We start from the raw sequence: 24211 nt of genomic DNA, 5'->3' as shown, positions 1-24211 counted from the left end.
GATACAGTCGAGGTCTTGCACTGTAATCAATGCTATCACTGCAATCATCGTGAACCGCCGCCTGTCGCTTCTGCTTCAACGACCAATAAATCGGCATAACATATTGATTATAAAAATATTCTGTGACGGCGCTCGCGCTGGAGAAATGACACATGCGGTGTCCTATATCTCTCAGGCCCGCCGCGCGCCGAAGATACGACACAAGAGGTGTTTCATATCTCCCTTGCTCTTCATCGCGCCGCTAGATTCAAACGCCGTTTAACTGCGGCTATCGCGGCGGTCATGAAACCCGCCCCTCGACCTTCAAACCCGATTACGTCCGCCAGGTCCGCGAACTCTACGCCCAGGGCTTCGCCGATCGCGAGCTTGCCGAGGTATTCGGCGTCGCGCGCAACACGATCTTTCGTTGGCGCGCCGCCTATCCTGATTTCGCCGAGGCGACGCGGCTCGGCAAATCCGCCGCCGGCGATCGCATCACCGTGCGCATGATGGTGATGGTGTCCAAGCCCACGCCAGGTTCTTCGTGCCGGTTCTCCGTGCCGATTCAACATCACCACCCCGCCGCTACAGCTGCACCAGACCACGCCGGATGAGCCGATCGGCCGCCTTCGCGCATGGAGTTGCAGGAGACACTGATGCGGGTACCTTTCGAACACGACAGGCCGGCCGACCCGATCGAGCCGACCGATCAGGCGACGGCGGATACCCGCACGTCCATGCCGACCGAGGATCCGCCCGCCAATGATCTGGCTAACGCCGGGCCAGCCGATCCACCCATCACGAACCGGCCGTACGATGCTGTCGCGCCGTCCGTGACACCGCTCTCGACGCCGGCGGTCGCGTCGGACGCCGGCGCGGTGCAACGGCGCATCACCATGCAGCTCTATTCGCGGATGGTCACCGACCTGAAGGTCCTGACCGGCGATAAGCGCCTCCCGACCGATGCGGAGATCGACGAAGCGCTGAACCGCGCGGTGAGGGCTTTGGGCGTGTGGCGGCCGACAGGTCATGATGCCGTGTGGCGCAGCGTTGCGAACGGAGCGCAACCCACGCCGCATTTCGCGTCCTATGATCCGGCCGATCCGGCGCATCGTCTGCCCGTTGTCGCGGGGGCATCCGGTGAGAGCGATCCACTGAGCACATCATCCGCGCATCCGTTCGAGTCTGAAAATCTCGACGGCTTTGCCGATGAAACGCCGGCACAGGCGACCGTTGCGGGACACGGGCCGGCTGACATTGCCATTCCGGCCTCACCGGCTGATCCGCGACAACAGGCGAAGGCAGCCGATGCTGCGGATCTGGCCCCGAAGACCAGCCCCCAATCGCTGGATATCAATATGTCGGACGAGGATTTCGCGCTGGCTAACGGCAGTCCATGGAATCCGCTCGCACCACCTCCTGACAAGACCAAGGCCGAAAAGGATGCCGAGGAAAAACAGAAGGATGAACGGAAACGGGAAAACCGGGATCGCAGAAAGCAAGGCCTGCCGGAGATACCACCACCGCCCAAAAGCCGCTTCGAGCAGCGTGATCTTGATGATGAACTCACCCGGCAGCTCAAAAAGCCGGGATCTACAAACTATGATCCACGCAATCCCGCCATCGCCGATTATGTCCTGCGCATCGCCAAAGCGACCGCAACCGCCAAGACGCAAGACAAGTCGTCCGATCTGGAAAAAGCCATGGTCATTGGCCCGGACCCGGCCAGGCCCGGCCGTTTCAGGGTCAAATGGATCGGACTGATGGGCCGAAACGGTGGCAGGATTCCCGCGACCAGCCCCGGCGATGTCATCGTTCATGTTCATCCGGCCAGCAAGGAGCAGGCGCCCAACCAGTCCGATTTCTCTTCCGCGCTCGACGGTAGAGTGAGTTACGTGATCAACGCGGATGGCACGAAAGTCTGGGAAGTGCGCCGCAACCGTGAAAGCATTGCCATCAACCCCAAGAATTTGCGGGATCGGCTCAAGGCCGTGGAAGTCGGTCGCCTGCGGCCGAACGGCAAGACCCGCTATGAACGATTCCAGATCAAATCGGATCAATACAGTCCCGGCAATCAATAGGGGTTGATCAGGGAATTTGTGACTCCCGCTTCATGGCGTCGCGATTCGACCAAGTCGTGGCCAGCTTCGGGCTATAACGACCGAAGCTGGCCGCGCAATATAAGCGCTGGACAAAACGGGAACAATAAATTAACGCGGTTTGATCATTTTGGGACTGTGCAATCCATGTGGCGATCGATTGGCATCTTGGCATTGCTAACGGGATTGATGCTGCATTCGGCACCGGCGCGGGCGGCGGATAGTGATCATGTTCTACTCAAAGCAAAAATAGTAGCGATTCTGGGCTATCATGCCGATGACCGGGCTGACGATGCCATCTTGCTCAGCCACAGTATCGAGACGCTCGTGGCGCTTGAGGTCGAGGAAGTGCTGTGGGGAAAATTCACGCCTAAAAAGACGACCGCCATCATGGTCATGGCCGGACATCCGCTGAAGCCGCATGTTGGGCGGAGCGTTTATCTGATGGGCGATAACTATAATGTTGAAGACGAGCCATTACACGGCGGCTCCAATTGGACCTTTACTGACAAGGCAATATGCTTTTCACGTTTAGACGTGAGGAACTACAAGATGTCGAAAAAAGGTATGAAGCGGCTAACGATTGCTGGCGTCATCGTCTTGACGGATGCGAATGATTATTGTCCGTAGTGTAATTTATCTATACTTCTGTCCATTCCCGATGCGTTGGCCATGGCAACATCACAACTCCATCGTAATGATCGACGGACGTTATCGCTTTCGCTCCAGATCCTTGTCCGTGCAGTCAGCTTTTCGCCGCACCGGACTGCACCGCGCGACAAGCCCGCCCGGCACCCGCACCGCATACCCACCGGCAAACCGCGCATCCGGCCACATATAATCGGTCGAGACATATTGCGCCCCGCTCGCCAGCGCCGCCTCGCGCCGCCGCGTGTCGTTGACCCGCGCCTCCTTCGTGTCGGCGTCGGCGCGGGTGCGCACCAGATAGCCCGCCGCGACGTCGCGTGCGATACGCTGGCCTTCCGCGACCGGATCGTTGAGCGTCAGATAGGCGGCGGCGGGCGAGTCCTCATCGGTGTTGATGAAGAACACTCGGCCCTCGAGCGACGCCCGCGCGCCGCGATAGGCCGCGACCTTGGCCGGCGTTTCGTCCAGCGCGAACAGGAATTTCCCGCGCGCCTTGTCCAGTGTTGGCCAGTTGCCGCCGCGCACCGCGTCGCGCAGCGTCGGGTATTTGCCTTGCACCTGGTCGGGCACGATCAGCTTGTCCGCCGGCAGCACCGAGCGGATCTCGGCATCGAGCGCGTCCCACGCCGCGGCGTCGAACGGCAGCGCGTCGATCCCGCCGCGCGCGGCGAGTTGCTCGTCCTTGGCGTTGAACAACAACAGGATCGGCACATGCCGCGGATGCGCATCCGACCAGCGCCTGAGGATCGTCAGGCACTCAGTCAGCAGCACGCAACTGCTCGAATTGTCGATCCCCGGGATGTGCAGCACCTTGAATCCGGGACGTTGCAAGGCCGGGTCGGTCGAGCCCCTGGCATAATGCCCGCCCTGCGGATCGTAATTGACGTCGATCTCGATCTGCCGCGCGCCCGCGTCGAGCTGCTCGGTCAGCGGCCGATGCGCATAATCGAGCGCGTCCGCGAGCTTGGCATCCATCGCGCGGACCATGGCCATGGTCTTTGCCGGCATCGCCAGCTTGTAACTGTTATGCGTGCCGACCACGCTGATATCGTTCGACCGCAACGGCCCCTTGCGTATGGCAACAGGCGGTGCGCCGGCGGGGCGTGCATCGGCCTGCGCCGCATCCGCTGCCAGCAATGACATCAGGGACAGGATCATCCGCTCTCTCCGCCGACTATAGTAGTGCGCCGGGCCAATGCGCCGGGCCAATGCCCGAATTCTCTCTTACCGCTCCTCCACAAACAGGCGGCGTCGGTCAAGCAGCCCTCAAGTCCGCGATCTGCCCACCGCCCCCGCGGCAGCCTTATGCCGCGCGCAACTCAGCGACGAACTGCGTCAGCGTCGCGGTCAGTCGCTCGGCGCCGTCACGGACCAGGCCGGCGTTCCGGCGAGTCAGCTCGGCCTGGTCGCCGATATCGTCGAGCGCCGTGGTGAACGCGCCGGCGCCATCGATCACAGTGTCCGCCTGCTCGTCGACGGTGCGGGAATCGCGGCCGACATTTTCGGTCATCGCGCATTGGTCGTTTACGATCTGCAACGTCGCCGCCGCCGATCGCGCGAGTGCCTCGAGCGACAGGCGAACGCCGTCGCTCAGATCGGAGCTGGCTCGCGCCGCCATGCCCATTTGCGACACGCTTGCTTCGACCGTGGCATTGAGCCGGTCGGTCTGCATCGCCAGTGCCTTCACCTCGTCCGCAACAACGCCAAAGCCGCGCCCGGCCTCGCCGGCGCGTGCCGCTTCGATCGTGGCGTTGAGGGCGAGCAGCTTGGTGCGAGTCGTGATCCCGGCGATCTGCGTTGCCGTCTTGGCGATCATGTCGACCTGATCGCGCATCGCCTGATTGGCATTGCGCGCCACCGCCGATCGGTCGGCCGAATCCTGGATCGAATCCCGGGTCCGCGCCGTTTCCGCGCTGATGTCGCTCAGCACATTGCCGATCACCCTGACACTGGCCATGACCACCCCGATCGAGTCCGCCGCCGCGCGCGAGCTCATGGTGATCCGCTGCGCGTGCCCACGCTGCGAATGAACGCTGCCGAGCGTCGTGTCGGCGCTGGCCTTCAGGTTGCGCGCGGCTTGCATCAGGTCGCCGGCCAGAGTGGATACCATCTCTTCGATCTGGTCGGCGGTGCGCGCATTGGAGTCGCGCAGCTGGCCCTGGTGGCGGACCTGCTCCTCCACTTCCCGTTTCGCCAGATGCTCGGCCCGTCCGCGCTCGACATGTGCCTGTGCGAGCGCGGCGTCGGCGCGCTGCCGCGCATCCTCCGCCAGGCGCGCACTCGCACGCGCCTCACGGCTCCGCTCTTCCAGGACATGGCGGTTTCTGGAGATTATCGTTGTGGAGATCGTCGCGGCGAGCACGAACAGCAGCGCCACCGCGGCCGCCATCGGCCAAAGCTGCACGACCGCGTCCCGACCGGGTGTGGGGGGCCGCCAGGTCAGATACCCCAGCGCCGGCGAACCGCCGGGATCGACGACAAGACTCGATTCCCCGGCGGCGCCATAGGGCGCGCGCTGCCAGGAAAGTCCCGCGATCCGGAACGCCCGCTGCCATTCCTGCAACAGATCGGCATCGATCTCCTGCACGCTGACCAGATATCGAAACTGGCCTGCGGGCATCGCGATGTCCGCTGATTCCGGCATGATGACCGATCCGGCGATGATCGCCGGGCGTCCGTGATAGCTGGCGATGATCCCGACGCCACGCCGGAACGACCGCAACGCCCTGGCGTCGTGCGGCATCAGCGCCATCAGCGCCTTGGTCGCGGCGGGCGCGGCCTGCGCCAGCGATGATGCCCGCGCCTTGTCCCATCGCCTGGCGAACAGGGAATTGCCGCGCTCGTCGGTGACATAGATATGTTCCGGCACCGAAGCGTTCAACGCGATGTTTGAAACCGCCCAGGGCTGGTTCAGCGAGCCATAGAGATTGACCGCCGCCGCATCCCAATGCGAGGTCGAGAAAGTGCTCTGCTCCATCGAGGCCAGCTTGGCCTTCAGTGTGCCGGCGACCATATCGTGAAGCGCGATCGCGGCATTGTCGTTCATGCGGCCGACAAGCGCGCCGACGAGCAGCGCGCACCCGGCGAGCGCGACGACAAACGCGCCGACCAGAACGCGATTCATCATAGCGTTGCTCAGCCGGACTGCGGATGCGATGGTGAAGACCTTGGCTGCTGCGTACATCCTCCATCCCTGCACCCGATTGGTTAATGCAGTTCGATGGAAGGCCAAGGGGAACTACGGTGTCGCCGCCAACTACGGCGATACCAAACACTCGTTGAGTACCGCCCAAGCCCCCGCTAGCCTCCGGCTGCAACCGAGCGGGGACGGATATGGGCGACGTATTTCAGCTGTTGATTATCGTGGCCTGCGTGGCGTTTCCCTTTGTCGCGATGCCGTTGATGTGGCGGCGCATGAAGCGCGTGCGCAACCAGAGCTATGAGGGCAGCGAGCCCGTGGCCCATCAGGAGCCTTGGCAGGAACCGATCCGTTCCGCAGACGGCGTCAGCCTCAGCCGCGCGAACAGTCCCAATGACGATCTGATCGCGCTCGGCGCCAAGGCGACCCGCTCGCGCTGGCCGCTCGACAATCAGTGAGGCCGCGCCAATGACCACCCCGGACGACCCGCAAGACACCCTGCAAGACGATAGCGCGCCCGGCTGGGACGCGATCACCGCCGCCTTCGCGCCGCTCTACCCCGACCAGGAACCCAGGCATTACGGCACGCTGGTGCGCTGGATGATGGGCGGGCAGGACCCGCTCGACGGGATCAGTGCGTGGAAGCGGCTCGACCCGGTGCCGCACTGGCATTTCGTCGGCTACGGCCTGTCCGAGCTTTACGACAAGGCGTCTGACGACCCTGCGTTCAGCGGCTATGGCCTCGAACTGACTTTCCGCCTCGCCTGCGATCCGGCCGAGACGGAGCCACCGGCTTGGGCGCTCAACCTGCTGCAGAACCTAGCGCGTTATGTCTATCAGAGCGGCAATGTCTTCGAGGACGGCCATTGGATGAACCTCAACGGCCCGATCGCCTTGGGGACCGATACGCTGATCGGTTCGCTCGCCTTTGTCTTCGACCCGGAAGTGCCGCCGATCGAGACACCGCATGGGCGTGTCGCCTTCATCCAGGTGGTCGGCCTGACCGTCGATGAAGAGGCGGCGGGCAAGCGCTGGAATGCGCGCAAGATGCTGGACATTTTCCTGCCGCACATGCCGCTCTGGATTACCGATGTGTCGCGCGCGTCGCTGCTCGACCAGCCCGAGATCCGTGCCGCGCTTGATGCGGGTTCCGCGCGCGACGGTTCCTCGACCGGCATGTTGTTCAACGACGCGCTTGGCTGGACGCGGCAAAGCCGCTTGCTGCGTGCGGACCTCACCACCATCACCATCGGCGCGGGACATGTCGAGAATATCGTTGCGCTGCTCCGGTTGCGCTTGCCGTTCGGCAATCCATTGCGCCTGCTCGTCCGGAGAAACGCATCGTGATCGCGCCGGGTGAGGCCAATGCCGTGACCGCGGAGGAGGAACAGCTCGACCTGTCCCTGACCGGCGCGACGCTCGACGCACTCGCCGCGACGCTGCGCCCGAGCGCCGGCACCTATACCGTGCCGGGCCTGGAAACGGTACGCTGGGACATCCGCCAGACGCTGATCAAGGATGCTCTGGGGCAGGTGGTGGAAACTATCGGTTAGACGGACGGGACGCATCCACTATCGGGGCAGGCCGTTCCAGCAGCGCGAGTTTCTTTTCCGGAACAGCCGCGCTTGTCGCCCGTTGAAGCGATAACCTCGAACGATCCGGAGCCCGATCATGGCCGCGACCAAGACGACCAAACCCCGTACCCCCACACGCGCTAGCGCCAAGGCTCCACGAAAGCCGGCCGCGCGCAAGCCCGCAGGCCGCGGATCGGCGCTCAATACATCGACCATGTTGTCGATCGGCGCCGCTGTGCTGACCGTCGGCGCGGCGGTTGCCGGCTGGCTGGCGCGGCGTCAGATCTCCGCTTGGGCAGCGCCCGGCTCGGCCGAGCATGAAGCGCCCGACCTCGCGCTTGACCAGCCGCGCCCGAATGGTGATGCGCGGGCACCGGTCGATTTCCGTCCCGATATGGATGCGCCCATATCTCCCGCCGAGCGCGAGGCGCTGCGCCCCGCAACCGGTTCCGCGCCAAGCCTGGTCGAGGATCGCGGCGGTATGAATTCACAGACCGGCGCGGCGAACTGAACCGCCGATACTTGTCCGGCCCGTCTTGACCCGCGCAGCTAATGTGATCGTCCCGCAACGAATTCGTTTACCGTGCATTACGCCTATAATAACAACAGGAGAGACGACATGCGCGCACTTACGCTTGGTCTGGTCGCCGCGGGCGCCCTATTGGTATCCGGCTGCGAAACCTATGGCGATGGCGGGGCCGACCCCCGTTACAGCAGCTATAGCCAGTATGATTATAACCGCCCCGATCCCGCCTATAACGGCTATGATGCCGGGCGTTATTATCGCGAGGACAATCGCCGCTATCGCGAGCGCCGCCTGACCCGCAACGACCGCGTCTATCGTGGCCAGGACGGCCGCTATTATTGCCGCCGCAACGACGGCACGACTGGCCTGATCGTCGGCGGCGTCGCTGGCGGCGTGCTCGGCAACGTCATCGCTCCCGGTGGTTCGGAAGTGCTTGGTACCGTGCTTGGCGCGATCGGCGGCGCGGTTGCCGGCCAGGCTATCGACAAGAGCGGCAGCAATGGTGCTCGCTGCCGCTGAGGCTAAGGCTCGGCTAGCCGCGCTTTGACCCCTTGCCCCGTCCCGTACTATTACGGGATGGGGCAGGGCAGGGGTGCGGCACATGAGCGATCTTCCAGCAAGCGTCGGAAGCGGCGCAGTCGTGCCACAGACCACCGGGCGCATTCCAGCGCGTCCGATCAAACAACGCGCGGTCGAGCTATGGGGCAAGACCCGTACCGGTCTGTCCGACGGGCTCGATGCCGCCGGCGCTTCGATACAAAGCGTACATCGCCGGCTGCTATTGGTGATCGTGGCGCTGTTCGCGATCCTCCTGGTTGGCGCGATCTTTCGCAGCCTTGGCTGGCCACAGCTCAATTATGGGTTGATCGCGCTGTTCGGTGCGGGCGCGCTTTATGCCTTTCTCAGCCCGGTTCATGTCGTCGGCATGTTGCTGGTCAGCGGCGGCGTCGGCGTGGTGAAGGGCGTCGATGGCGCGCGCGACGCGCTGCTCGGTTATGCCCGGCTGCTCGGTCGTACCTTTCTTGCGTTCCTGCTGCCGTTGTTCTTGTTCGCACAAGGGAAGGGCGACATCTCGCTTGGTCCCTCGCTGCGGCTGATCCTGCTCGCGCCGATCGCGTTGCTCGCCATGTGGCTGTTCGGCCGCACCGCGCCGAGGCTCGAGCGGCTGGTGTTCCTGGTCGTCCCGCTTGCCGCGCTGGCGCTGGCGATCGGCAACATGGTCGTGCCGCAAAGCACGCTCGCCGGTCTCGGCATCCCCGCCTGGCTACGCGCGGCGCGCCCGCAGGACGACGAGCTTGCCCGGATCGAACTGGCGCTGGAACAGCGTCGCAACCAGGCGCGTGCCGAACAGCTCCGCATCGTCCGCGTCAAGATCGAGGCGGGGGAGGCGCTCACCCCCGAGGACGAGGCGCTGGTTGCCGCTGCTCAGGCCGATCGCGTCACGCTGACCGGCTGGGTCGGCCGTAAATATGACGACGCGTTGACCGGCCTGCGCCAGCGTGTCGCCGCCCGCGCCGAAGCGGCGAAGAAGCCGCCGGTTGCGGTGCCCGCCGGCGTGATCTTCGTTCCCCGTAAAGGCTGGTCGAGCGTGGTAGCGACACCAGCGGGCCAGCGCCTCTGCGCGGCGAGCGCGGATCCCTTCGTCAGCCAATGCCATCTGCGCGGTCGCGATATGGACCTGTGGTATGCGGAGGGCTCGGACATGTGCGATCCGACCCGCACCGACATGACGCGGTTCCGCGGGACGGTGGGGAAGCAAGAGGTGAGCTATCGGTATGTGCTGAGCGGGACGAGCTGTTCCTGACCTTCTCCCCTCCCTGCAAGGGAGGGGGTAGGGGTGGGTGCGATCGCGAAGCGTGTCGTTCGGCGCAAAGCGCCGAACGGGGCTTCGAGCCCCGTCCGCCGCTGACCCACCCCCTACCCTTCCCTTGCAGGGAGAGGAGTCAGGATGCCCGCCGCATCAGCTTCCTCAACATCCGTCTGAGTACCACCAGCGCCGCTATCGCGCCGCCCAATATTCCCACCGCAATCACCACCGCCGCGATCGGATTGGCCAGTGCGAGTACCAGCAGTCCGCCGGTCGCGACATCTTCGCCGGTCGATACCACGATATTGCTCACCGGTTCGGGGCTGGCATTGACCACTGCGCGCGTTCCCGCCTTGGCGCTGTGCGTGAGCAGCGACGCGCCGCCGCCGAGCAGTACCGCGATAACTTGCCATTCGGGCTTGCTCGGATCGACGATCGCCAGCGCCAGCAGTGCACCGCCGACCGGCCGCACCAGCGTGTGCACCGCGTCCCACGCGCTATCGATCCACATCACCTTGTCGGCGGCGAATTCGATCACCGCGAGCAGGCCGGCGACACCCAGCACCCAGGGATTGGCCAGCACATCGAGTTGCAACAAATGACCCGGCAACGCGACCCAGCCAGTGCGCATCGCCACACCGACCGCGAACACGCACAGATACAGCCGCCACCCGGCAAGCAGGCTGACGCTCGCCGCGACGCCGAGGATCTCGACGATACTCATGCCGGGGCCCATGCCGAGCTCATGCCGGGCTCATGCCGCCGCCGCCTTGCGCGCGACCTGCCGGTCGACCCGGCGCAGGAACAGCCGCTGCCAGATCGGGATGGTGAGCAACCCCAACTGGCTGAAGCGCGGGTCGATGAACGCGATCAGCAGCGCACACAGTGCGCCGAAGATCACCGTCCCGCTGCGCGCGCGGACATAAGCGATCATCTCGGGCGAGACATCGGCGGCGACCACCGGCGCCGAGGTCACGATGAACATCAGCCGGCGGTTGAGCAGCCCGGTCAGCAGCAGTGTCGCGGCATAAAGCGCGGACGGCACCAGCGCGCCGGTATTGGCGCTCATGAATGCGGTGGCGAACGGCATGAACACGATCAGGCACAGCACCATCAGATTGGCGCCGACCAGCCGCTCCGAATAATGCGCGGCGAGCCCGAACATGCGGTGATGCGCCGCCCAGAACGCGCCGATCACGAAGAAGCTGACGATGAACCCGAAGAAGTTCGGTGTCAGATGCAGGAGCGCCTCGAGATAGGCATGATTCGGCGATCCGTAGGGCACGTGGGGAACATGCACCTCAATGATCAGCAAGGTGATGGCGATCGCGAACACCGCGTCGGAGAAGAAGATCAGGCGTTCGAGCGAGTGCTCGGGGCCGCTCGGCCGGTCGCCCTGTGCGCGTGTCGTCATGATCGGCTTTTCCCCCCGGGAGAGTCGCTCGCATTACTTAACCGGGGCGGGGCAGGGTGCAAGCGGTCAAGCTATTCCTCGCTCGCGCAGCGGGAGTGTTGGGTTGGACTGCCCCCGGCAGTCCAAGATCGTGCCGGGGGCACGATCGACCCAACACTGGGGACCGCGAGCCGAAGGCGAGGGGTGGAGGGGGCTGGGCCGCAAGCGCGGCATTTGTGGAAGCCGCCCCCTCCACCATTTGCTGAAGAAGCAAATGGTCCCCCTCTCCCGGTTGCCGGGGGAGGATTGAGAAGGCGCAGTCTAAACGCCAAGTAATGCGGCGGGCCGTTCCAATCATCGGCTGGCAAGCCGCGTCAAACTTGCTAGAGGCTGAAAGCTTATATGGCCTCAACCGAATCCCCCCGCGTCAAATTCCGCCTGCGTCGCGATGTCGACGGGTTTCGTGGCTTCCTTCAGCGCTCATGGGCGCGCTGGTGGGTCAAGACGCTTGCGATCCTTGCGCTGCTCGGCATGCTGGCGATCCTGGTGCTGTGGCTGCTGGTCGCGCGCAACCTGCCTTCGGTGGAGAATCTGCGCGCCTATGAACCGCCGCTGCCGACCAATGTGCGCGGCATCGATGGCACGCCGATCCACAGCTATGCGCGCGAACGCCGCGTCGAGCTGAGCTATGCCGAATATCCGCCGCTGCTGGTGCGCGCGTTCCTCGCTGCCGAGGACAAGACCTTTTTCGAGCATCACGGCGTCGATTATCCCGGCATCGCCTCGGCGATCCTGATCAACCTGCGCAATTCCGGCCGCCCGGTCGGCGCCTCGACCATCACGCAGCAGGTCGCGAAGAATCTCCTCATCGGCAATGAGGTGAGTTATCTGCGCAAGGCCAAGGAAGCGATCCTCGCCTATCGCATCGAGGATGCGCTGACCAAGCAGCAGATCCTCGAACTCTATCTCAACCAGATTTTCCTCGGCCGTAACGCGTACGGCGTCGCCGCGGCGGGCCATGCCTATTTCGACAAGGAGCTGAACGAGCTCAGCCTGGCACAGCTCGCCTATCTCGCCATCCTGCCCAAGGGGCCGGCCAATTACGATCCCGACCGCAGCACCGAAAAGGCGCTCAAGCGGCGCAATTTCGTGCTTAGCGAGATGCAGCGCAATGGCTTCATCACGCCCGCGCAATATCAGGATGCGGTGGTTAAGCCGATCGGCGCGGTCGCGCGTCAGAAGCCGAAGTTCGAACGGGTTAACGGCTATTTCGTCGAGGAAGTCCGCCGCGAGCTGATCGACAAGTTCGGCGAGGCGGCCGACAATGGGCGCAACCCGTACAGCGTTTATGCCGGCGGGTTATGGGTGCGCACCTCGCTCGACAACAAGCTGCAAGGCTATGCGCAGGATGCGCTGCGTGACGGGCTGTTGCGCTATGATCGCGGGCGCGGCTGGAACGGGCCGATCCGCCATATCGATTATGCCGGCGACAATTGGCTGCCGGCCTTGCTCAACACCAATATCGGGCTCGATTATTCGGACTGGCGCGCAGCGATCGTGACCGCGGTCGGCGCGAACGACGCGACGCTCGGCTTCGCCACCGGCCAGACCGGCACGCTGCCGCGCTGGGGCGCGCAGATGCCGGTGCGCGGCGCCGGCGGTACCGCATTTGCCGCGCTCAAGGTCGGCGATATCATCGCGGTCGCGCCCGAAGGCGGCACCTTCTCGCTACGCGCGATCCCCAAGATCTCGGGCGGCATGGTAATCATGGAGCCCTCGACCGGCCGCGTGCTGGCGATGCAGGGCGGGTTCGATTCGCGGCTGCAATCGTTCAACCGCGCGACTCAGGCGATGCGTCAGCCGGGTTCGACGATCAAACCGATCGTTTATTCGGCAGCACTCGAAAACGGCATGACCCCGGCATCGATCATCGTCGACGGGCCGTTCTGCGTCTATCAGGGCGGACGGCTTGGGCAGAAATGCTTCCGCAACTTCGGTGGCGGCGCCGGTTCGGGACCGCACACCATGCGCTGGGGCATCGAGCAATCGCGCAACCTGATGACGGTGCGCGCTGCCGCGACCACCGGCATGGACAAGGTGGTCGGGCTGATGGACCGGATGGGCGTCGGCAAATATCCGCCCTATCTCGCCTTTGCGCTGGGCGCCGGCGAGACGACGGTGATGCGCATGGTCAACGCCTATGGGATATTGGAGAATCAGGGGCGCGGGCATTCGCCGAGCCTGATCGACTTTGTCCAGAACCGTCACGGCAAGGTGATCTGGCCGGAGAATTGGCGGCCGTGCGACCGTTGCAACGCGCCCGATTGGAACGGCAAGCCGATGCCGCGCCCGGTGATCCGCGGCAAGCAGGTGCTCGACGCGATGACCGCCTATCAGATGGTCCACATCACCGAAGGCGTGATCCAGCGCGGCACCGCGACGATCCTGCGCGATCTCGACCGGCCGATGTTCGGCAAGACCGGCACCTCGTCGGGGCCGACCGATGTGTGGTTCATCGGCGGCACGCCGCAGATGATCGGCGGCCTGTATATCGGGTTCGACAAACCAACGAGTATGGGCGGTTATGCGCAGGGCGGCACGCTCGCCGCGCCGATCTTCAAACAGTTCGCGGTCAAGGCCTATGAGGGGATGCAGAAACTGCCGTTCCGCGCGCCCGCCGGCGTCCGCATGGTGCGCATCGATCGCGCCTCGGGCAAGCCAGTGTTCGGCGGCTGGCCGGGTACCGATCCCAAGGCCGGCATGATCTGGGAAGCGTTCAAGCCGGAAAGCGAGCCACGTCGTTCGATCAAGCGCGCGACGCCGGAAGAACTCGCCGCACAGGCTCAGGCAGCGGCGATCAAGGCACGCGCGGCGCAGGCCGAGCAGCGCGCCGAGCAGCAGCGCGATACCGACTTCTTGCAAAAGGAAGGCGGAATCTACTAGTCCGCCCCGTCTCGAACTATATGTCTCGCACTATATGCCTCGAACCATATGTCTCGCGCTATATCGTTCTGCACCATATCCTGAGCCCGGCCATGCCGGGACCAATGAATTGACCCGGAGTACCCCCCATGCGCGCTGAAGCGCAGGCCCATGTCGACACTATCAACGAGGCGCTGGCGCTGCTGCGTCGCTTCCTCGACTGGGACCGTGCGCTCCGCCGTCTCGACGAACTCAATGCACGGGTCGAGGACCAGGCATTGTGGAGCGACCCCAAGGCCGCGCAGGAAGTGATGCGTGAACGCCGTCGCCTCGACGAGGCGATCGCCGCGACGCGCGCGATCGAGAGCGAACTCGCCGACACGTCCGAGCTGATCGAGATGGCCGAGGCCGAAGGCGATACCGAGATGGAGACGGAAGGCGTCGCGGCGCTTGCCGAACTCGCCAAGCGCGCCGATCGCGACAAGGTCAAGGCGCTGCTTGCCGGCGAGGCCGATGCCAACGACACCTATATCGAAGTCAATGCCGGTGCCGGCGGGACCGAGAGCCAGGATTGGGCCGGCATGCTCAGCCGCATGTATTCGCGCTGGGGCGAGCGTCACGGCTTGAAGGTCGAGCTGATCGACCAGCATTCGGGCGAACAGGCCGGGATCAAGTCGGCGACGCTGCTGCTCAAGGGCGAGAACGCTTACGGTTATGCCAAGACCGAGAGCGGCGTGCACCGCCTGGTTCGGATCAGCCCGTATGACAGCGCGGCGCGGCGCCATACCAGCTTCGCCAGCGTGTGGGTCTATCCGGTGGTCGACGACAATATCGATATCGAAGTGAACGAGAGCGAGCTGCGCATCGATACCTATCGCGCATCGGGCGCGGGCGGGCAGCACATCAACACCACCGATTCGGCGGTGCGCATCACGCATATCCCGACCAACATCGTCGTGCAGTGCCAGAACCAGCGTTCGCAGCACAAGAACAAGGCCGAGGCGATGAACCAGCTCAAGGCGCGGCTCTACGAGCGCGAATTGCAGGCGCGCGAAGCGGTGGCAAATGCGGAGAATGCGGCCAAGACCGATATCGGCTGGGGCCATCAGATCCGCTCCTACGTCCTGCAGCCCTATCAGCTGGTCAAGGATCTGCGCACCGGCGTGACCTCGACCAGCCCCTCGGATGTGCTCGACGGCGATCTCGACTCGTTCATGGCGGCGGCCCTGTCGCAGCGTGTGACGGGCGAGGCGGTCGAGGTGGAGGACGTGGATTGATGCGGTTCGCGACTCTCCCAACCTTCCGCTCGAAACGAATGGGAGTGGGAGTGTGCCTGCTCCTTGCGCTGACCGCTTGTGAGCCGGGCCCGCCGCGCATCAAGAAGCCGGTGGAGAAGATCGGTGATTTCCCCGCCGCCGACCGTCCGGTCGCGCATATCGTTTCGTCGCGCTGGTCGACCGAGGAAGCCCGCGACCGGCTCAACGAGGCGGGTGAGGTGATGGACAAATCGGGCATCAAGCCCGGCATGACCGTGGCCGATATCGGCGCGGGCGAGGGATACTACACGATCCGCCTGGCGCAGCGCGTCGGCAAGGATGGCCGTGTGCTGGCCGAGGATATCGTCGCCGAGGTGCGTGACGCGCTGGCCGAACGCGTGGCGCGCGAACGGCTCGACAATGTCAGCGTGCGCCTGGGCGAGCCGGCTAATCCCAAGCTGCCCGACAACAGCTTCGACCGCATCTTCATGGTGCACATGTATCACGAGATCGAGGAGCCCTATGAGTTCCTGTGGCGCATGCGGCCGTCGCTGCGTCCCGGTGGGCAAGTCGTAGTGGTCGATGCCAAGCGCCGCACCCAGGATCATGGCACGCCGCCCTCACTGCTGAAATGCGAGTTCGCCGCAGTCGGTTATACGCTGGTGCAGATGCATGACATGCCATCGGCCGGCGGTTATCTCGCGGTGTTCCGCGCTGCCGGCCCGCGCCCCGCGCCCGAGGCGATCAGGCCGTGCGTTTCGGTCAAGCCGACGCCCGAGCCGACACCCACGCCCGTGCCGACAGCGAAGGCGCCATCGAAAGCCGGGGGCTGATGCGCCCTTATCTCGACTTGATGCAGCGCGTGCTCGACACCGGCGCCGAGCAGATGGACCGCACCGGAACGGGCACGCGGAGCGTGTTCGGCCACCAGATGCGCTTCGACCTGGCCAAAGGCTTCCCGGTGCTGACCACCAAGAAGCTGCATTTGCGCTCGATCATCGTTGAATTGCTCTGGTTCCTGCGCGGCGATACCAATGTGCAATGGCTGCGCGACCGCAAGGTCAGCATCTGGGACGAATGGGCGGACGAGAATGGCGATCTCGGCCCGGTCTATGGCAAGCAATGGCGCGACTGGGAGGCGGCGGACGGCCGCCATATCGACCAGATCGCCGAGCTGATCGCGCTGATCAAGCGCGACCCGAACTCGCGCCGCCAGATCGTCACCGCATGGAACCCCGGCGACCTGCACGCGATGGCGCTGAGCCCGTGCCATTGCCTGGTCCAGACCTATGTCGCGAACGGCAAGCTGTCGCTGCAGCTTTACCAGCGCAGCGCCGACATCTTTTTGGGCGTACCGTTCAACATCGCGAGCTATGCGCTGCTGACGCATATGCTGGCGCAGCAATGCGGGCTGGAGGTTGGCGAGTTCGTGTGGACCGGTGGCGATTGCCATCTCTATTCGAACCATCTCGATCAGGCGCGCGAGCAATTGTCGCGTGCGCCCGGGCCGTTGCCGACGCTGGAGATTTTGCGCAAGCCGGATGCGATCGACGGGTATGAATATGAGGATTTCGCGCTGATTGGATATGAGGCGCAGCCGCATATAAAAGCGGCGGTGGCGGTTTGATTTAAGTGATCAGCTTCCATCTCGCGCGCGGCGATAATGGCGTGATCGGTCGCGACGGCATGCTGCCCTGGCGTCTTCCCGCCGACCTCAAACGCTTCAAGGCGCAGACCATGGGCAAGCCGATGGTGATGGGCCGCAAGACTTTCGAGAGTTTTCCCAGTCCGCTGCCCGGCCGGCGGCACATCGTGTTGACGCGCGATTCCGCATGGTCCGCACCGGGGGCGGAGGTCGCGCACACGCCGGGCCAGGCCATCGCGCTCGCCGGCGACGGCGACATCGCGGTGATCGGCGGCGCGGAGGTTTTTGCGCTGTTCCTCGACCGCGCCGACCGGATCGAATTGACCGAGGTGCATTGTGCGCCCGAGGGCGACGCGTCGGTGCCGCGTTTTGACGGCTGGCACGAGATTGCGCGCGAAGATCATGCTGCCGAGGGCGAGCGGCCCGCATATAGTTTCGTAACGCTGGAACGCGGCTTGAGCTGACCTTCCCTTCCGTTCGCCCTGAGCTTGTCGAAGCCTGTCCTGAGCGCCTGCCTTGGCAGGCAGTCGAAGGCGGCCGTTCTTCGGCCCGAAAAAAAGCGGTGCTTCGACAAGCTCAGCACGAACGGGGAGGGGTTTTCTCACGCAATCCAAATTGCTCGTGAACCGTCACCCGCACTTGTTCCGAGGGGCACCGTCCCGCATACCCGAAAGCATAAGTCCGTCGGCATGATGGATGCCGGAACAAGTCCGGCATGACGGTTAGGGTGGGGAGTGGCGCGATGAAGAAATGGCTGTGGGGCATTCTCGTCCTGATCATCCTCGGCGCGATCGCCTTTTTCGTCTTCGCGCCGGGCATCGTCGAGAAATCGATGAACAAGGTCGTGCCGGTCGCGCTGAAGATCAGCCCCGAAGCACGGGCGCTGCACGCGCGGCTGCAGATCGCCGACATGCATGCCGACACCTTGTTGTGGAAACGCAGCCTGCTCACACGATCCTCGCGCGGGCAGGTCGACCTGCCACGACTGGTCGAGGGCAATGTGGCGCTGCAGGTGTTCTCTTCGGTGACCAAGACGCCCAAGGGGCAAAATTACGACGCCAATTCCGCGGCGACCGACAATATCACGTCGCTGGTCATCGCCGACCTGCAGCCGTTGCGCACCTGGCGTTCGCTGCTGCAACGCTCGCTGTGGCACGCGACCAAGCTCAACCGCTATGCCGCAGCGTCGAACGGACAGCTTCGCGTGATCCGCACGCCGGCCGATCTCGATACGCTGCTCGGACAGCGCGCGGCGGGCCAGAAGATCGTCGGTGGGATGTTGTCGATCGAGGGGCTGCAGGATCTCGAAGGCAAGATCGGCAATCTCGACGTCTTATATGGTGCGGGTTTCCGCATGGCCGGGATGGCGCATTTCTTCGACAATGATGTCGCGGGATCGATGCATGGTGAGAAGAAGGGCGGCCTGACCCCGCTCGGCCGTCAGGTGATCGCGCGGATGGAGACACTCGGCATGATCGTCGATGTCGCGCATGCGAGCCATGAAACGGTCGCCGAGATCCTCAAGATCGCCAAGCGCCCGGTGGTGTCGAGCCATGGCGGCGTGCAGGCGACGTGCAACGTCAACCGCAACCTGACCGACACCGAGATCAAGGGCATCGCCGCGACCGGCGGCGTGGTCGGCATCGGATATTGGGACGGCGCGGTGTGCGGTACCGACCCGAAACAGGTCGCGCTGGCCATCGCCCATGTGCGCGATGTGGTGGGGATCGACCATGTCGGGCTGGGGTCGGATTTCGACGGTGCGGTGACCACCGGGTTCGATGTCGGCCAGTTGGTGGCGGTGACCCAAGCGTTGATGGACCGTGGTTTCACACCCGAGGAGATCGGGAAGGTGATGGGCGGAAATGTGCTCCGGGTGTTGAGGGCGGGGATTACGCCGGCAGGTTAATTCCAATCTCCCTCTCCCCCTGTGGGAGAGGAAGGGGCCCCATCGCGCAGCGATGGGAAGGGTGAGGGGGGACAGGCGTTTTCACACGTCACTCCCCCTCACCCTTCCGTCGCTTCGCTCCTCCCTCCCTCTCCCACAGGGGGAGAGGGTTTTAGAGAGGGGCTTTCGCCCCTCGCCACACCCCCCTATAGCCCGCGTCATGCAGCGGCTGGACGGCAGCGCGCCCATCCCGCCCGAACTGCGTGGCGGGATCGTCGCGCTCGGCAATTTCGACGGGTTTCACCGCGGGCACCAGGCGGTGGTCGGGGCTGCGGTCGCGATGGCCAGAGCGCGCGGCGTGCCGGCGCTGGTCGCGACCTTCGATCCGCATCCGGTGCGCTATTTCCGTCCCGACGCGCCACTCTTCCGCTTGACCAGTCTCGACCAGCGCGAGCGGCTGTTCGCCGAGGCGGGCGCGGATGCGATGATCGTGTTCCGGTTCGATGCGACGCTCGCCGCGCTGACCGCCGAGCAGTTCGTCGCCGAACGGCTGCGCGGCAATATCGGCGTCGGCGGGGTGGTGACCGGTGAGGATTTCACGTTCGGCAAGAACAAGGGCGGCAATGTCGCTGTGCTCGCCGAATTCGGCCGGCGCGACGGTTTCGCGGTCGAGACGGTGGCTGCGGTGGCGCAGGATGGCGAGACCGTGTCGTCGAGCCGGATCCGCGACTTGCTCGTCGCCGGCGATCCGCGCGGCGCGGCGGCCTTGCTCACCCGGCCGTTCGCGATCCAGGGCGTGGTGCAGCATGGCGACAAGCTTGGCCGCACGATCGGGTATCCGACCGCCAATATCGATATGGGCAATTATCTGCGGCCCGCTTACGGCATCTATGCGGTGCGCGGGCATTTGGCTGATGGTCGCGTGCTGAACGGCGCGGCGAATCTCGGCATCCGCCCGACCTTCGACCCGCCCAAGGAATTGCTCGAACCGTTCTTCTTCGATTTTTCGGAGGATTTGTACGGGCAGTGCATCGAGGTCGAGCTGGTCGACTATCTGCGGCCCGAGGCGCGGTTCGACACGCTGGAGGCACTGACGGCGCAGATGGAGCGCGATTGCGAGCGGGCAGCTGAGCTGCTCGCCTAACCTCCCTCTCCCCTTGTGGGAGAGGGAAGGGCCCCATCGCATAGCGATGGGAAGGGTGAGGGGGACTGGCAGAGATTGGCCACCCGTTCCCCGCCTCACTCCCCCTCATCCCTCCGCCGCTGTGCGGCTCCTCCCTTCTCCCATAGGGGGAGAAGGACAGTTCGCAAGAACGGCGTTTGTGTAAGGCCCTTGGTCTCGCTAAAGCCCACCCACTTATGACCGACACGCCTTCCGACACCGCACGCGACTATCGCGACACCGTCTTCCTGCCGAAGACCGACTTTCCGATGAAGGCCGGCCTTGCCGCCAAGGAACCGGCGATTCTGGAGCGGTGGGAAAAGCTCGGCCTGTACGACCGGCTGCGCGAACAGCGCGCGGGGCGCGAGCGCTTCATCCTGCATGACGGCCCGCCCTACGCCAATGGCGACATCCATATGGGCCATGCGATGAACAAGGTGCTGAAGGACATCATCGTCCGCAGCCAGACCTTGCTGGGCAAGGACGCGCCGTACGTGCCGGGCTGGGATTGCCACGGCCTGCCGATCGAATGGAAGGTCGAGGAAGCGTATCGCGCCAAGAAGCTCGACAAGGACCAGGTGCCGGTCGCGCAGTTCCGCGCCGAATGCCGCGCCTATGCCGAGAAATGGGTCGCCGTGCAGCGTGCGCAGTTCGAGCGGCTTGGCGTGATGGGCGATTGGGAAGACCCGTATCTTACCATGAAATTCGACGCCGAGGCGGCGATCGTCGGTGAGCTGCTGAAATTCGCCGAGAGCGGCCAGCTCTATCGCGGGGCCAAGCCGGTGATGTGGTCGCCGGTGGAAAAGACCGCGCTGGCCGAGGCCGAGGTCGAATATGAGGATGTCGTATCGACCCAGATCGACGTGGCGTTCGAGATCATGGACGCGCCGAACGCGCCGGAACTGGTCGGCGCGCATGCGGTGATCTGGACGACCACGCCTTGGACGATCCCGGTCAATCAGGCGCTGAGCTATGGGCCTGAAGTCGAATATTCGGTCGTGGATTGTTCGTTTGCTGTCAATGTCGAGGCGGATGGTCAATCTGGCGAAGCGATGGCGCGTGTCTGTCGGCAATTGCCGTGGTTCCCAGACAGGCAACGTTTTGTCATCGCTACTGAACTATTGCCCTTGTTTGCCGAGCGTTTGAATAGCGGATTGCGCGGCATTGATGTCAGTGATCTGGGTATCGAGCGGATGTATTTCGCGTTCGCCCCAGCCGTCAATGAAGATGGGACGCCGCTGTCACTGCGGACTTTCAAGGGTGCCGACCTTACCGGCGCCACCGCCCGCCATCCGATGCACGCTCTCGGCGGGTTCTTCGCCAAGCCCCGCCCGTTTCTGCCCGGCGACTTCGTCACCACCGACGCTGGTACGGGCCTCGTCCATATGGCGCCGGATCATGGCGAGGACGATTTCCTGCTGTGCAAGCAATACGGTATCGACCCGGTGTTCGCGGTCGATGGTGCGGGCATGTACCGGGCCGACTGGCTGTGGCTGGGCGGGCAGGGCAGCGTCATCAACAAGAAGTTCGTCGCGTCGGACGGACCGATCTGTTCGGATCTGCGCGCGGCCGGTGCGTTGCTCGCGGCGTCGGACGATTTCGCACACAGCTATCCGCATAGCTGGCGGTCCAAGGCCAAGGTGATCTTCCGCGCGACGCCGCAATGGTTCATCCCGATGGACCAGCCGCAGCAGAATGACGGTGCGCCGCCGCCGATCGAAATCGGTGCGGAGGCCGGCTTCGCGCCGGTGCTGGGTCACGCCAAGGGCAATGGCCCGACGCTGCGCAACATCGCGCTCGACGCGATCGAGCGCACGCGCTGGGTGCCGGCGCGGTCGCAGAACCGCATCCGGTCGATGGTCGAGCAGCGCCCCGACTGGGTGATCAGCCGGCAGCGCGCATGGGGTGTGCCGATCGCGCTTTATGTCGATCGCAAGACCGGCCAATATCTCAATGACCCGGCGGTCAATGCGCGCATCGTCGATGCGTTCAAGGTGGGCGGTGCGGATGCGTGGTTCGCCGCCGATCATCAGCAGTTGCTTGGTGAGAAGTACGACGCGGCAAATTATGAGGTGATCAACGACATTCTCGACGTGTGGTTCGATTCCGGATCGACTCACGCGTTCGTGATCGAAGCGCGCTATGGCGAAGGCACGCGCGCGAACCTGTATCTCGAAGGATCGGACCAGCATCGCGGCTGGTTCCAGTCGTCGCTGCTCGAAAGCGCCGGGACGCGCGGCCGCGCGCCCTATGACGCGGTGCTGACGCATGGCTTCGCGCTCGACGGGCAGGGGCGCAAAATGTCGAAGAGCCTCGGCAATGTCGTCGATCCGCTCAAGATCATCCAGGAATCAGGCGCCGATATCCTGCGCATGTGGGTCGCGCAGACCGATTATTTCGAGGATGTGCGGATCGGCAAGGAAGTGCTCGGCACGACCAGCGACGCTTATCGCAAGCTGCGCAACACCTTCCGCTACCTGCTCGGCGCACTCGACGGGTTCGACGAGTCGGAGAAGGTCTCGCCTAAGCAAATGCCCGAGCTCGAGCTCTATGTCCTGCATCTGCTCGGCAAGCTCGATGTCGAGTTGAAGGCGGCGACGGCGAATTTCGAATTCAATCGCTATCTGCGGTTGCTGACCGATTTCGCGGCGGAGGATCTGTCGGCCTTCTTCTTCGATATCCGCAAGGATTCGCTTTATTGCGACGCGCCGAGCGACATCAAGCGCCGGTCCTATCGCACCGTGCTCGATATCCTGTTCCACGCCCTTGTGCGGTACGCCGCGCCGATCCTGTGCTTCACGGCGGAGGAAGTGTGGCAGGCGCGTTTCCCAAGCGAGGATGGATCGGTGCATTTCCTCGACTGGCCCGAACTGCCGCCGCTTCCGGGCGACGATGCGGTGTCGACCAGCTGGGGCGACATGCGCGCGCTGCGGGTCCAGGTGACCGAGGCGATCGAGCCGTTGCGCCGTGAGAAGCTGGTCCGATCCAGCCTCGAGGCCGAAGTAACGGTGCCCAAATCGCCGCTGCCGCTCGCTGCGCTGGCGGAGATGTTCATCGTGGCGAAAGTCACGCAGGGCGACACGGTGTCGGTGACCCCGACCGATTTCCATAAATGCGGCCGCTGCTGGCGCCATCTTCCCGAAGTGACGGAAGACGGTACATTGTGCGACCGTTGCACTGAGGTGGTGCCCGCATGAAATCGCTCCGCCCCGCCGGTTTCGTGACGGCGATCATCGTCTTCCTGGTCGATCAGCTGGCCAAGCATATGATCACCGGGCCGCTCGGCATCAATCATCTCGGCGCGGTGCGGGAGATCACGTCCTTCTTCCAACTGCGCTTCGTGCCCAATATCGGCGTGTCGCTCGGGCTGTTCCCGGCCGATAGCGAAATGATGCGCTGGGGCCTGGTCGTGCTGACCGGGGCGATCGCGCTTGGCGTGCTGATCTGGATGACGCGCGAAAAGAGCCGCCAGGATCAGGTCGCGCTGGGCCTCGTGCTTGGCGGTGCGATCGGCAATATCCTCGATCGCGTACGTTTTGGGTATGTTGTCGATTTCGCGGATTTGCATTTCGGCGAGTGGCGGCCCTTTTTAGTCTTCAATGTCGCCGACGCGGCGATTACGATAGGGGTGCTCGTCTTGCTCGCGCGCGCGCTTCTGGTACGGGATAAGCCCGGCAAGGGGCAGAACGACGAACGAGCTCCAGTGGAGAATTTGAATGCGTAAGATGGCGTCGATCGCAACCGGGCTGGGCCTGGTGGTATTGTTGGCCGGATGTGGCTCGACCGGAATCAACCGCGACCGCCCCGACGAATTCGCGGTGGCGCGCCAGGCGCCGTTGGTCATCCCGCCCGACTTCTCGCTGGTGCCGCCGGCGCCAGGCGCCGCGCCGGTCTCCGCCGGCAGCGCCAATGCCCAGGCGCTGGATGCGCTGTTCGGTGGTTCGGCGGCGCGTAGCGCTTCGGAAACCGCGACGGTCGATGCGGCGGGCGGCGATCTGGCCGATACCGGCATCCGTTCCGATGTCGGCGACCCCGGCACCACGGTGGTCGACAAGGGCGGCACGACTCGCGACATCGTCGCCGCGCCCGAAGGCGACGGCCAGGACGCACGGGCGACCACGCCGAACCCGTAATCCCGCGTGACCGCGAATGAGCGGTCGCGACCCCATGATC

23 protein-coding genes are annotated in these 24211 nt (G+C 64.3%); 18 read left to right on the top strand and 5 right to left on the bottom strand.

Annotated features, from left to right (window positions below; genetic code table 11):
* Positions 1-230 precede the first annotated feature (230 nt).
* The gene (locus G4G27_RS24175; protein ID WP_244624334.1) at positions 231-551 is read right to left on the bottom strand and encodes a hypothetical protein; all 321 of its coding nucleotides are present in this window, start codon (positions 549-551) and stop codon (positions 231-233) included.
* A 63-nt stretch (positions 552-614) separates the two neighbouring features.
* Between G4G27_RS24175 and G4G27_RS13730 the strand changes: the two genes are divergently transcribed.
* Positions 615-2060 carry a hypothetical protein gene (locus G4G27_RS13730; RefSeq protein WP_183109181.1) on the top strand — a complete coding sequence of 482 codons (1446 nt, stop codon included), beginning with the start codon at positions 615-617 and terminating at the stop codon, positions 2058-2060.
* Between the two features lie 186 nt (positions 2061-2246).
* The gene (locus tag G4G27_RS13725) at positions 2247-2708 is read left to right on the top strand and encodes a hypothetical protein (protein WP_183109180.1); all 462 of its coding nucleotides are present in this window, start codon (positions 2247-2249) and stop codon (positions 2706-2708) included.
* 81 nt (positions 2709-2789) lie between these two features.
* Here the strand turns inward: G4G27_RS13725 and G4G27_RS13720 are convergent, their stop codons facing one another.
* Both G4G27_RS13720 and G4G27_RS13715 read right to left on the bottom strand, forming a co-directional pair.
* Positions 2790-3884 carry a phosphatidylinositol-specific phospholipase C1-like protein gene (locus G4G27_RS13720; protein ID WP_183109179.1) on the bottom strand — a complete coding sequence of 365 codons (1095 nt, stop codon included), beginning with the start codon at positions 3882-3884 and terminating at the stop codon, positions 2790-2792.
* Positions 3885-4029: 145 nt separating this feature from the next.
* Positions 4030-5910, bottom strand: coding sequence for a methyl-accepting chemotaxis protein (locus G4G27_RS13715; RefSeq protein ID WP_183109178.1), 1881 nt, complete (start codon positions 5908-5910; stop codon positions 4030-4032).
* A 149-nt stretch (positions 5911-6059) separates the two neighbouring features.
* Between G4G27_RS13715 and G4G27_RS13710 the strand changes: the two genes are divergently transcribed.
* The 6 genes from G4G27_RS13710 (at position 6060) to G4G27_RS13690 (ending at position 9769) form a co-directional block, all read left to right on the top strand.
* The gene (locus tag G4G27_RS13710; RefSeq protein WP_183109177.1) at positions 6060-6323 is read left to right on the top strand and encodes a hypothetical protein; all 264 of its coding nucleotides are present in this window, start codon (positions 6060-6062) and stop codon (positions 6321-6323) included.
* A gap of 10 nt (positions 6324-6333) precedes the next feature.
* Positions 6334-7212, top strand: a complete 879-nt coding sequence (locus G4G27_RS13705) for a suppressor of fused domain protein (RefSeq protein WP_202049574.1) — start codon at positions 6334-6336, stop codon at positions 7210-7212.
* Positions 7209-7418 (top strand): hypothetical protein, encoded by a 210-nt coding sequence (locus tag G4G27_RS24010; protein ID WP_202049573.1) that lies wholly within the window; start codon positions 7209-7211, stop codon positions 7416-7418. Before G4G27_RS13705 ends, G4G27_RS24010 begins: the two co-directional genes overlap by 4 nt.
* Before the next feature lie 118 nt (positions 7419-7536).
* Positions 7537-7950 (top strand): hypothetical protein, encoded by a 414-nt coding sequence (locus G4G27_RS13700; RefSeq protein WP_244624333.1) that lies wholly within the window; start codon positions 7537-7539, stop codon positions 7948-7950.
* A 108-nt stretch (positions 7951-8058) separates the two neighbouring features.
* Complete coding sequence (locus G4G27_RS13695; RefSeq protein ID WP_183109176.1) at positions 8059-8484, top strand: glycine zipper 2TM domain-containing protein; 426 nt, start codon at positions 8059-8061, stop codon at positions 8482-8484.
* Between the two features lie 82 nt (positions 8485-8566).
* On the top strand, positions 8567-9769 hold the full coding sequence (locus G4G27_RS13690) for a hypothetical protein (protein ID WP_183109175.1): 1203 nt from the start codon (positions 8567-8569) through the stop codon (positions 9767-9769).
* A 139-nt stretch (positions 9770-9908) separates the two neighbouring features.
* Here the strand turns inward: G4G27_RS13690 and G4G27_RS13685 are convergent, their stop codons facing one another.
* Both G4G27_RS13685 and G4G27_RS13680 read right to left on the bottom strand, forming a co-directional pair.
* Complete coding sequence (locus tag G4G27_RS13685; protein ID WP_183109174.1) at positions 9909-10496, bottom strand: DUF4126 domain-containing protein; 588 nt, start codon at positions 10494-10496, stop codon at positions 9909-9911.
* A gap of 30 nt (positions 10497-10526) precedes the next feature.
* Positions 10527-11186: a TMEM175 family protein gene (locus G4G27_RS13680; RefSeq protein WP_183109173.1), complete on the bottom strand. Its 660-nt coding sequence runs from the start codon at positions 11184-11186 to the stop codon at positions 10527-10529.
* Positions 11187-11567: 381 nt separating this feature from the next.
* On the opposite strand from G4G27_RS13680, the gene G4G27_RS13675 reads away from it, so the two are divergent.
* From G4G27_RS13675 to G4G27_RS13630, 10 genes are all read left to right on the top strand, one after another.
* Positions 11568-14108 (top strand): transglycosylase domain-containing protein, encoded by a 2541-nt coding sequence (locus G4G27_RS13675; RefSeq protein WP_183109172.1) that lies wholly within the window; start codon positions 11568-11570, stop codon positions 14106-14108.
* 128 nt (positions 14109-14236) lie between these two features.
* Positions 14237-15364 carry a peptide chain release factor 2 gene (gene prfB / locus G4G27_RS13670; RefSeq protein ID WP_183109171.1) on the top strand — a complete coding sequence of 376 codons (1128 nt, stop codon included), beginning with the start codon at positions 14237-14239 and terminating at the stop codon, positions 15362-15364.
* Between the two features lie 38 nt (positions 15365-15402).
* Positions 15403-16176 carry a methyltransferase domain-containing protein gene (locus tag G4G27_RS13665; RefSeq protein WP_183113792.1) on the top strand — a complete coding sequence of 258 codons (774 nt, stop codon included), beginning with the start codon at positions 15403-15405 and terminating at the stop codon, positions 16174-16176.
* Positions 16176-16970, top strand: a complete 795-nt coding sequence (locus G4G27_RS13660) for a thymidylate synthase (protein ID WP_183109170.1) — start codon at positions 16176-16178, stop codon at positions 16968-16970. Before G4G27_RS13665 ends, G4G27_RS13660 begins: the two co-directional genes overlap by 1 nt.
* Before the next feature lie 5 nt (positions 16971-16975).
* Entirely contained in the window at positions 16976-17452 is a 477-nt protein-coding gene (locus tag G4G27_RS13655) for a dihydrofolate reductase (protein WP_183109169.1), read from the top strand.
* Positions 17453-17730: 278 nt separating this feature from the next.
* A complete protein-coding gene (locus G4G27_RS13650; RefSeq protein WP_183109168.1) occupies positions 17731-18897 on the top strand; it encodes a dipeptidase in 1167 nt (388 codons plus the stop codon).
* 199 nt (positions 18898-19096) lie between these two features.
* Positions 19097-20020, top strand: coding sequence for a bifunctional riboflavin kinase/FAD synthetase (locus G4G27_RS13645; RefSeq protein WP_183109167.1), 924 nt, complete (start codon positions 19097-19099; stop codon positions 20018-20020).
* A 215-nt stretch (positions 20021-20235) separates the two neighbouring features.
* Positions 20236-23235, top strand: coding sequence for an isoleucine--tRNA ligase (locus G4G27_RS13640; protein WP_183109166.1), 3000 nt, complete (start codon positions 20236-20238; stop codon positions 23233-23235).
* Positions 23232-23762: a signal peptidase II gene (lspA, locus tag G4G27_RS13635; RefSeq protein ID WP_183109165.1), complete on the top strand. Its 531-nt coding sequence runs from the start codon at positions 23232-23234 to the stop codon at positions 23760-23762. Before G4G27_RS13640 ends, lspA begins: the two co-directional genes overlap by 4 nt.
* A complete protein-coding gene (locus G4G27_RS13630) occupies positions 23755-24171 on the top strand; it encodes a DUF3035 domain-containing protein (protein ID WP_183109164.1) in 417 nt (138 codons plus the stop codon). Before lspA ends, G4G27_RS13630 begins: the two co-directional genes overlap by 8 nt.
* The last annotated feature ends 40 nt before the right edge of the window (positions 24172-24211 follow it).

It is taken from the genome of Sphingomonas sp. So64.6b, assembly GCF_014171475.1.
In the GTDB taxonomy this organism is placed as follows: Bacteria; Pseudomonadota; Alphaproteobacteria; order Sphingomonadales; family Sphingomonadaceae; genus Sphingomonas; species Sphingomonas alpina_A.
The sequence above is the reverse complement of the archived record's forward strand: the minus strand, read 5'-3'. Positions and strand labels throughout refer to the sequence as shown.

Bases quoted from the DNA above. Each gene is read 5' to 3' on its own strand.
- G4G27_RS24175 (WP_244624334.1), bottom strand. From the start codon at position 551: ATGTTGAATCGGCACGGAGAACCGGCACGAAGAACCTGGCGTGGGCTT.
- G4G27_RS13730 (WP_183109181.1), top strand. From the start codon at position 615: ATGGAGTTGCAGGAGACACTGATGCGGGTACCTTTCGAACACGACAGG.
- G4G27_RS13720 (WP_183109179.1), bottom strand. From the start codon at position 3,884: ATGATCCTGTCCCTGATGTCATTGCTGGCAGCGGATGCGGCGCAGGCC.
- G4G27_RS13715 (WP_183109178.1), bottom strand. From the start codon at position 5,910: ATGTACGCAGCAGCCAAGGTCTTCACCATCGCATCCGCAGTCCGGCTG.
- G4G27_RS13710 (WP_183109177.1), top strand. From the start codon at position 6,060: ATGGGCGACGTATTTCAGCTGTTGATTATCGTGGCCTGCGTGGCGTTT.
- G4G27_RS13705 (WP_202049574.1), top strand. From the start codon at position 6,334: ATGACCACCCCGGACGACCCGCAAGACACCCTGCAAGACGATAGCGCG.
- G4G27_RS13700 (WP_244624333.1), top strand. From the start codon at position 7,537: ATGGCCGCGACCAAGACGACCAAACCCCGTACCCCCACACGCGCTAGC.
- G4G27_RS13695 (WP_183109176.1), top strand. From the start codon at position 8,059: ATGCGCGCACTTACGCTTGGTCTGGTCGCCGCGGGCGCCCTATTGGTA.
- G4G27_RS13690 (WP_183109175.1), top strand. From the start codon at position 8,567: ATGAGCGATCTTCCAGCAAGCGTCGGAAGCGGCGCAGTCGTGCCACAG.
- G4G27_RS13685 (WP_183109174.1), bottom strand. From the start codon at position 10,496: ATGAGTATCGTCGAGATCCTCGGCGTCGCGGCGAGCGTCAGCCTGCTT.
- G4G27_RS13680 (WP_183109173.1), bottom strand. From the start codon at position 11,186: ATGACGACACGCGCACAGGGCGACCGGCCGAGCGGCCCCGAGCACTCG.
- G4G27_RS13675 (WP_183109172.1), top strand. From the start codon at position 11,568: ATGGCCTCAACCGAATCCCCCCGCGTCAAATTCCGCCTGCGTCGCGAT.
- prfB (WP_183109171.1), top strand. From the start codon at position 14,237: ATGCGCGCTGAAGCGCAGGCCCATGTCGACACTATCAACGAGGCGCTG.
- G4G27_RS13665 (WP_183113792.1), top strand. From the start codon at position 15,403: ATGGGAGTGGGAGTGTGCCTGCTCCTTGCGCTGACCGCTTGTGAGCCG.
- G4G27_RS13660 (WP_183109170.1), top strand. From the start codon at position 16,176: ATGCGCCCTTATCTCGACTTGATGCAGCGCGTGCTCGACACCGGCGCC.
- G4G27_RS13650 (WP_183109168.1), top strand. From the start codon at position 17,731: ATGAAGAAATGGCTGTGGGGCATTCTCGTCCTGATCATCCTCGGCGCG.
- G4G27_RS13645 (WP_183109167.1), top strand. From the start codon at position 19,097: ATGCAGCGGCTGGACGGCAGCGCGCCCATCCCGCCCGAACTGCGTGGC.
- G4G27_RS13640 (WP_183109166.1), top strand. From the start codon at position 20,236: ATGACCGACACGCCTTCCGACACCGCACGCGACTATCGCGACACCGTC.
- lspA (WP_183109165.1), top strand. From the start codon at position 23,232: ATGAAATCGCTCCGCCCCGCCGGTTTCGTGACGGCGATCATCGTCTTC.
- G4G27_RS13630 (WP_183109164.1), top strand. From the start codon at position 23,755: ATGCGTAAGATGGCGTCGATCGCAACCGGGCTGGGCCTGGTGGTATTG.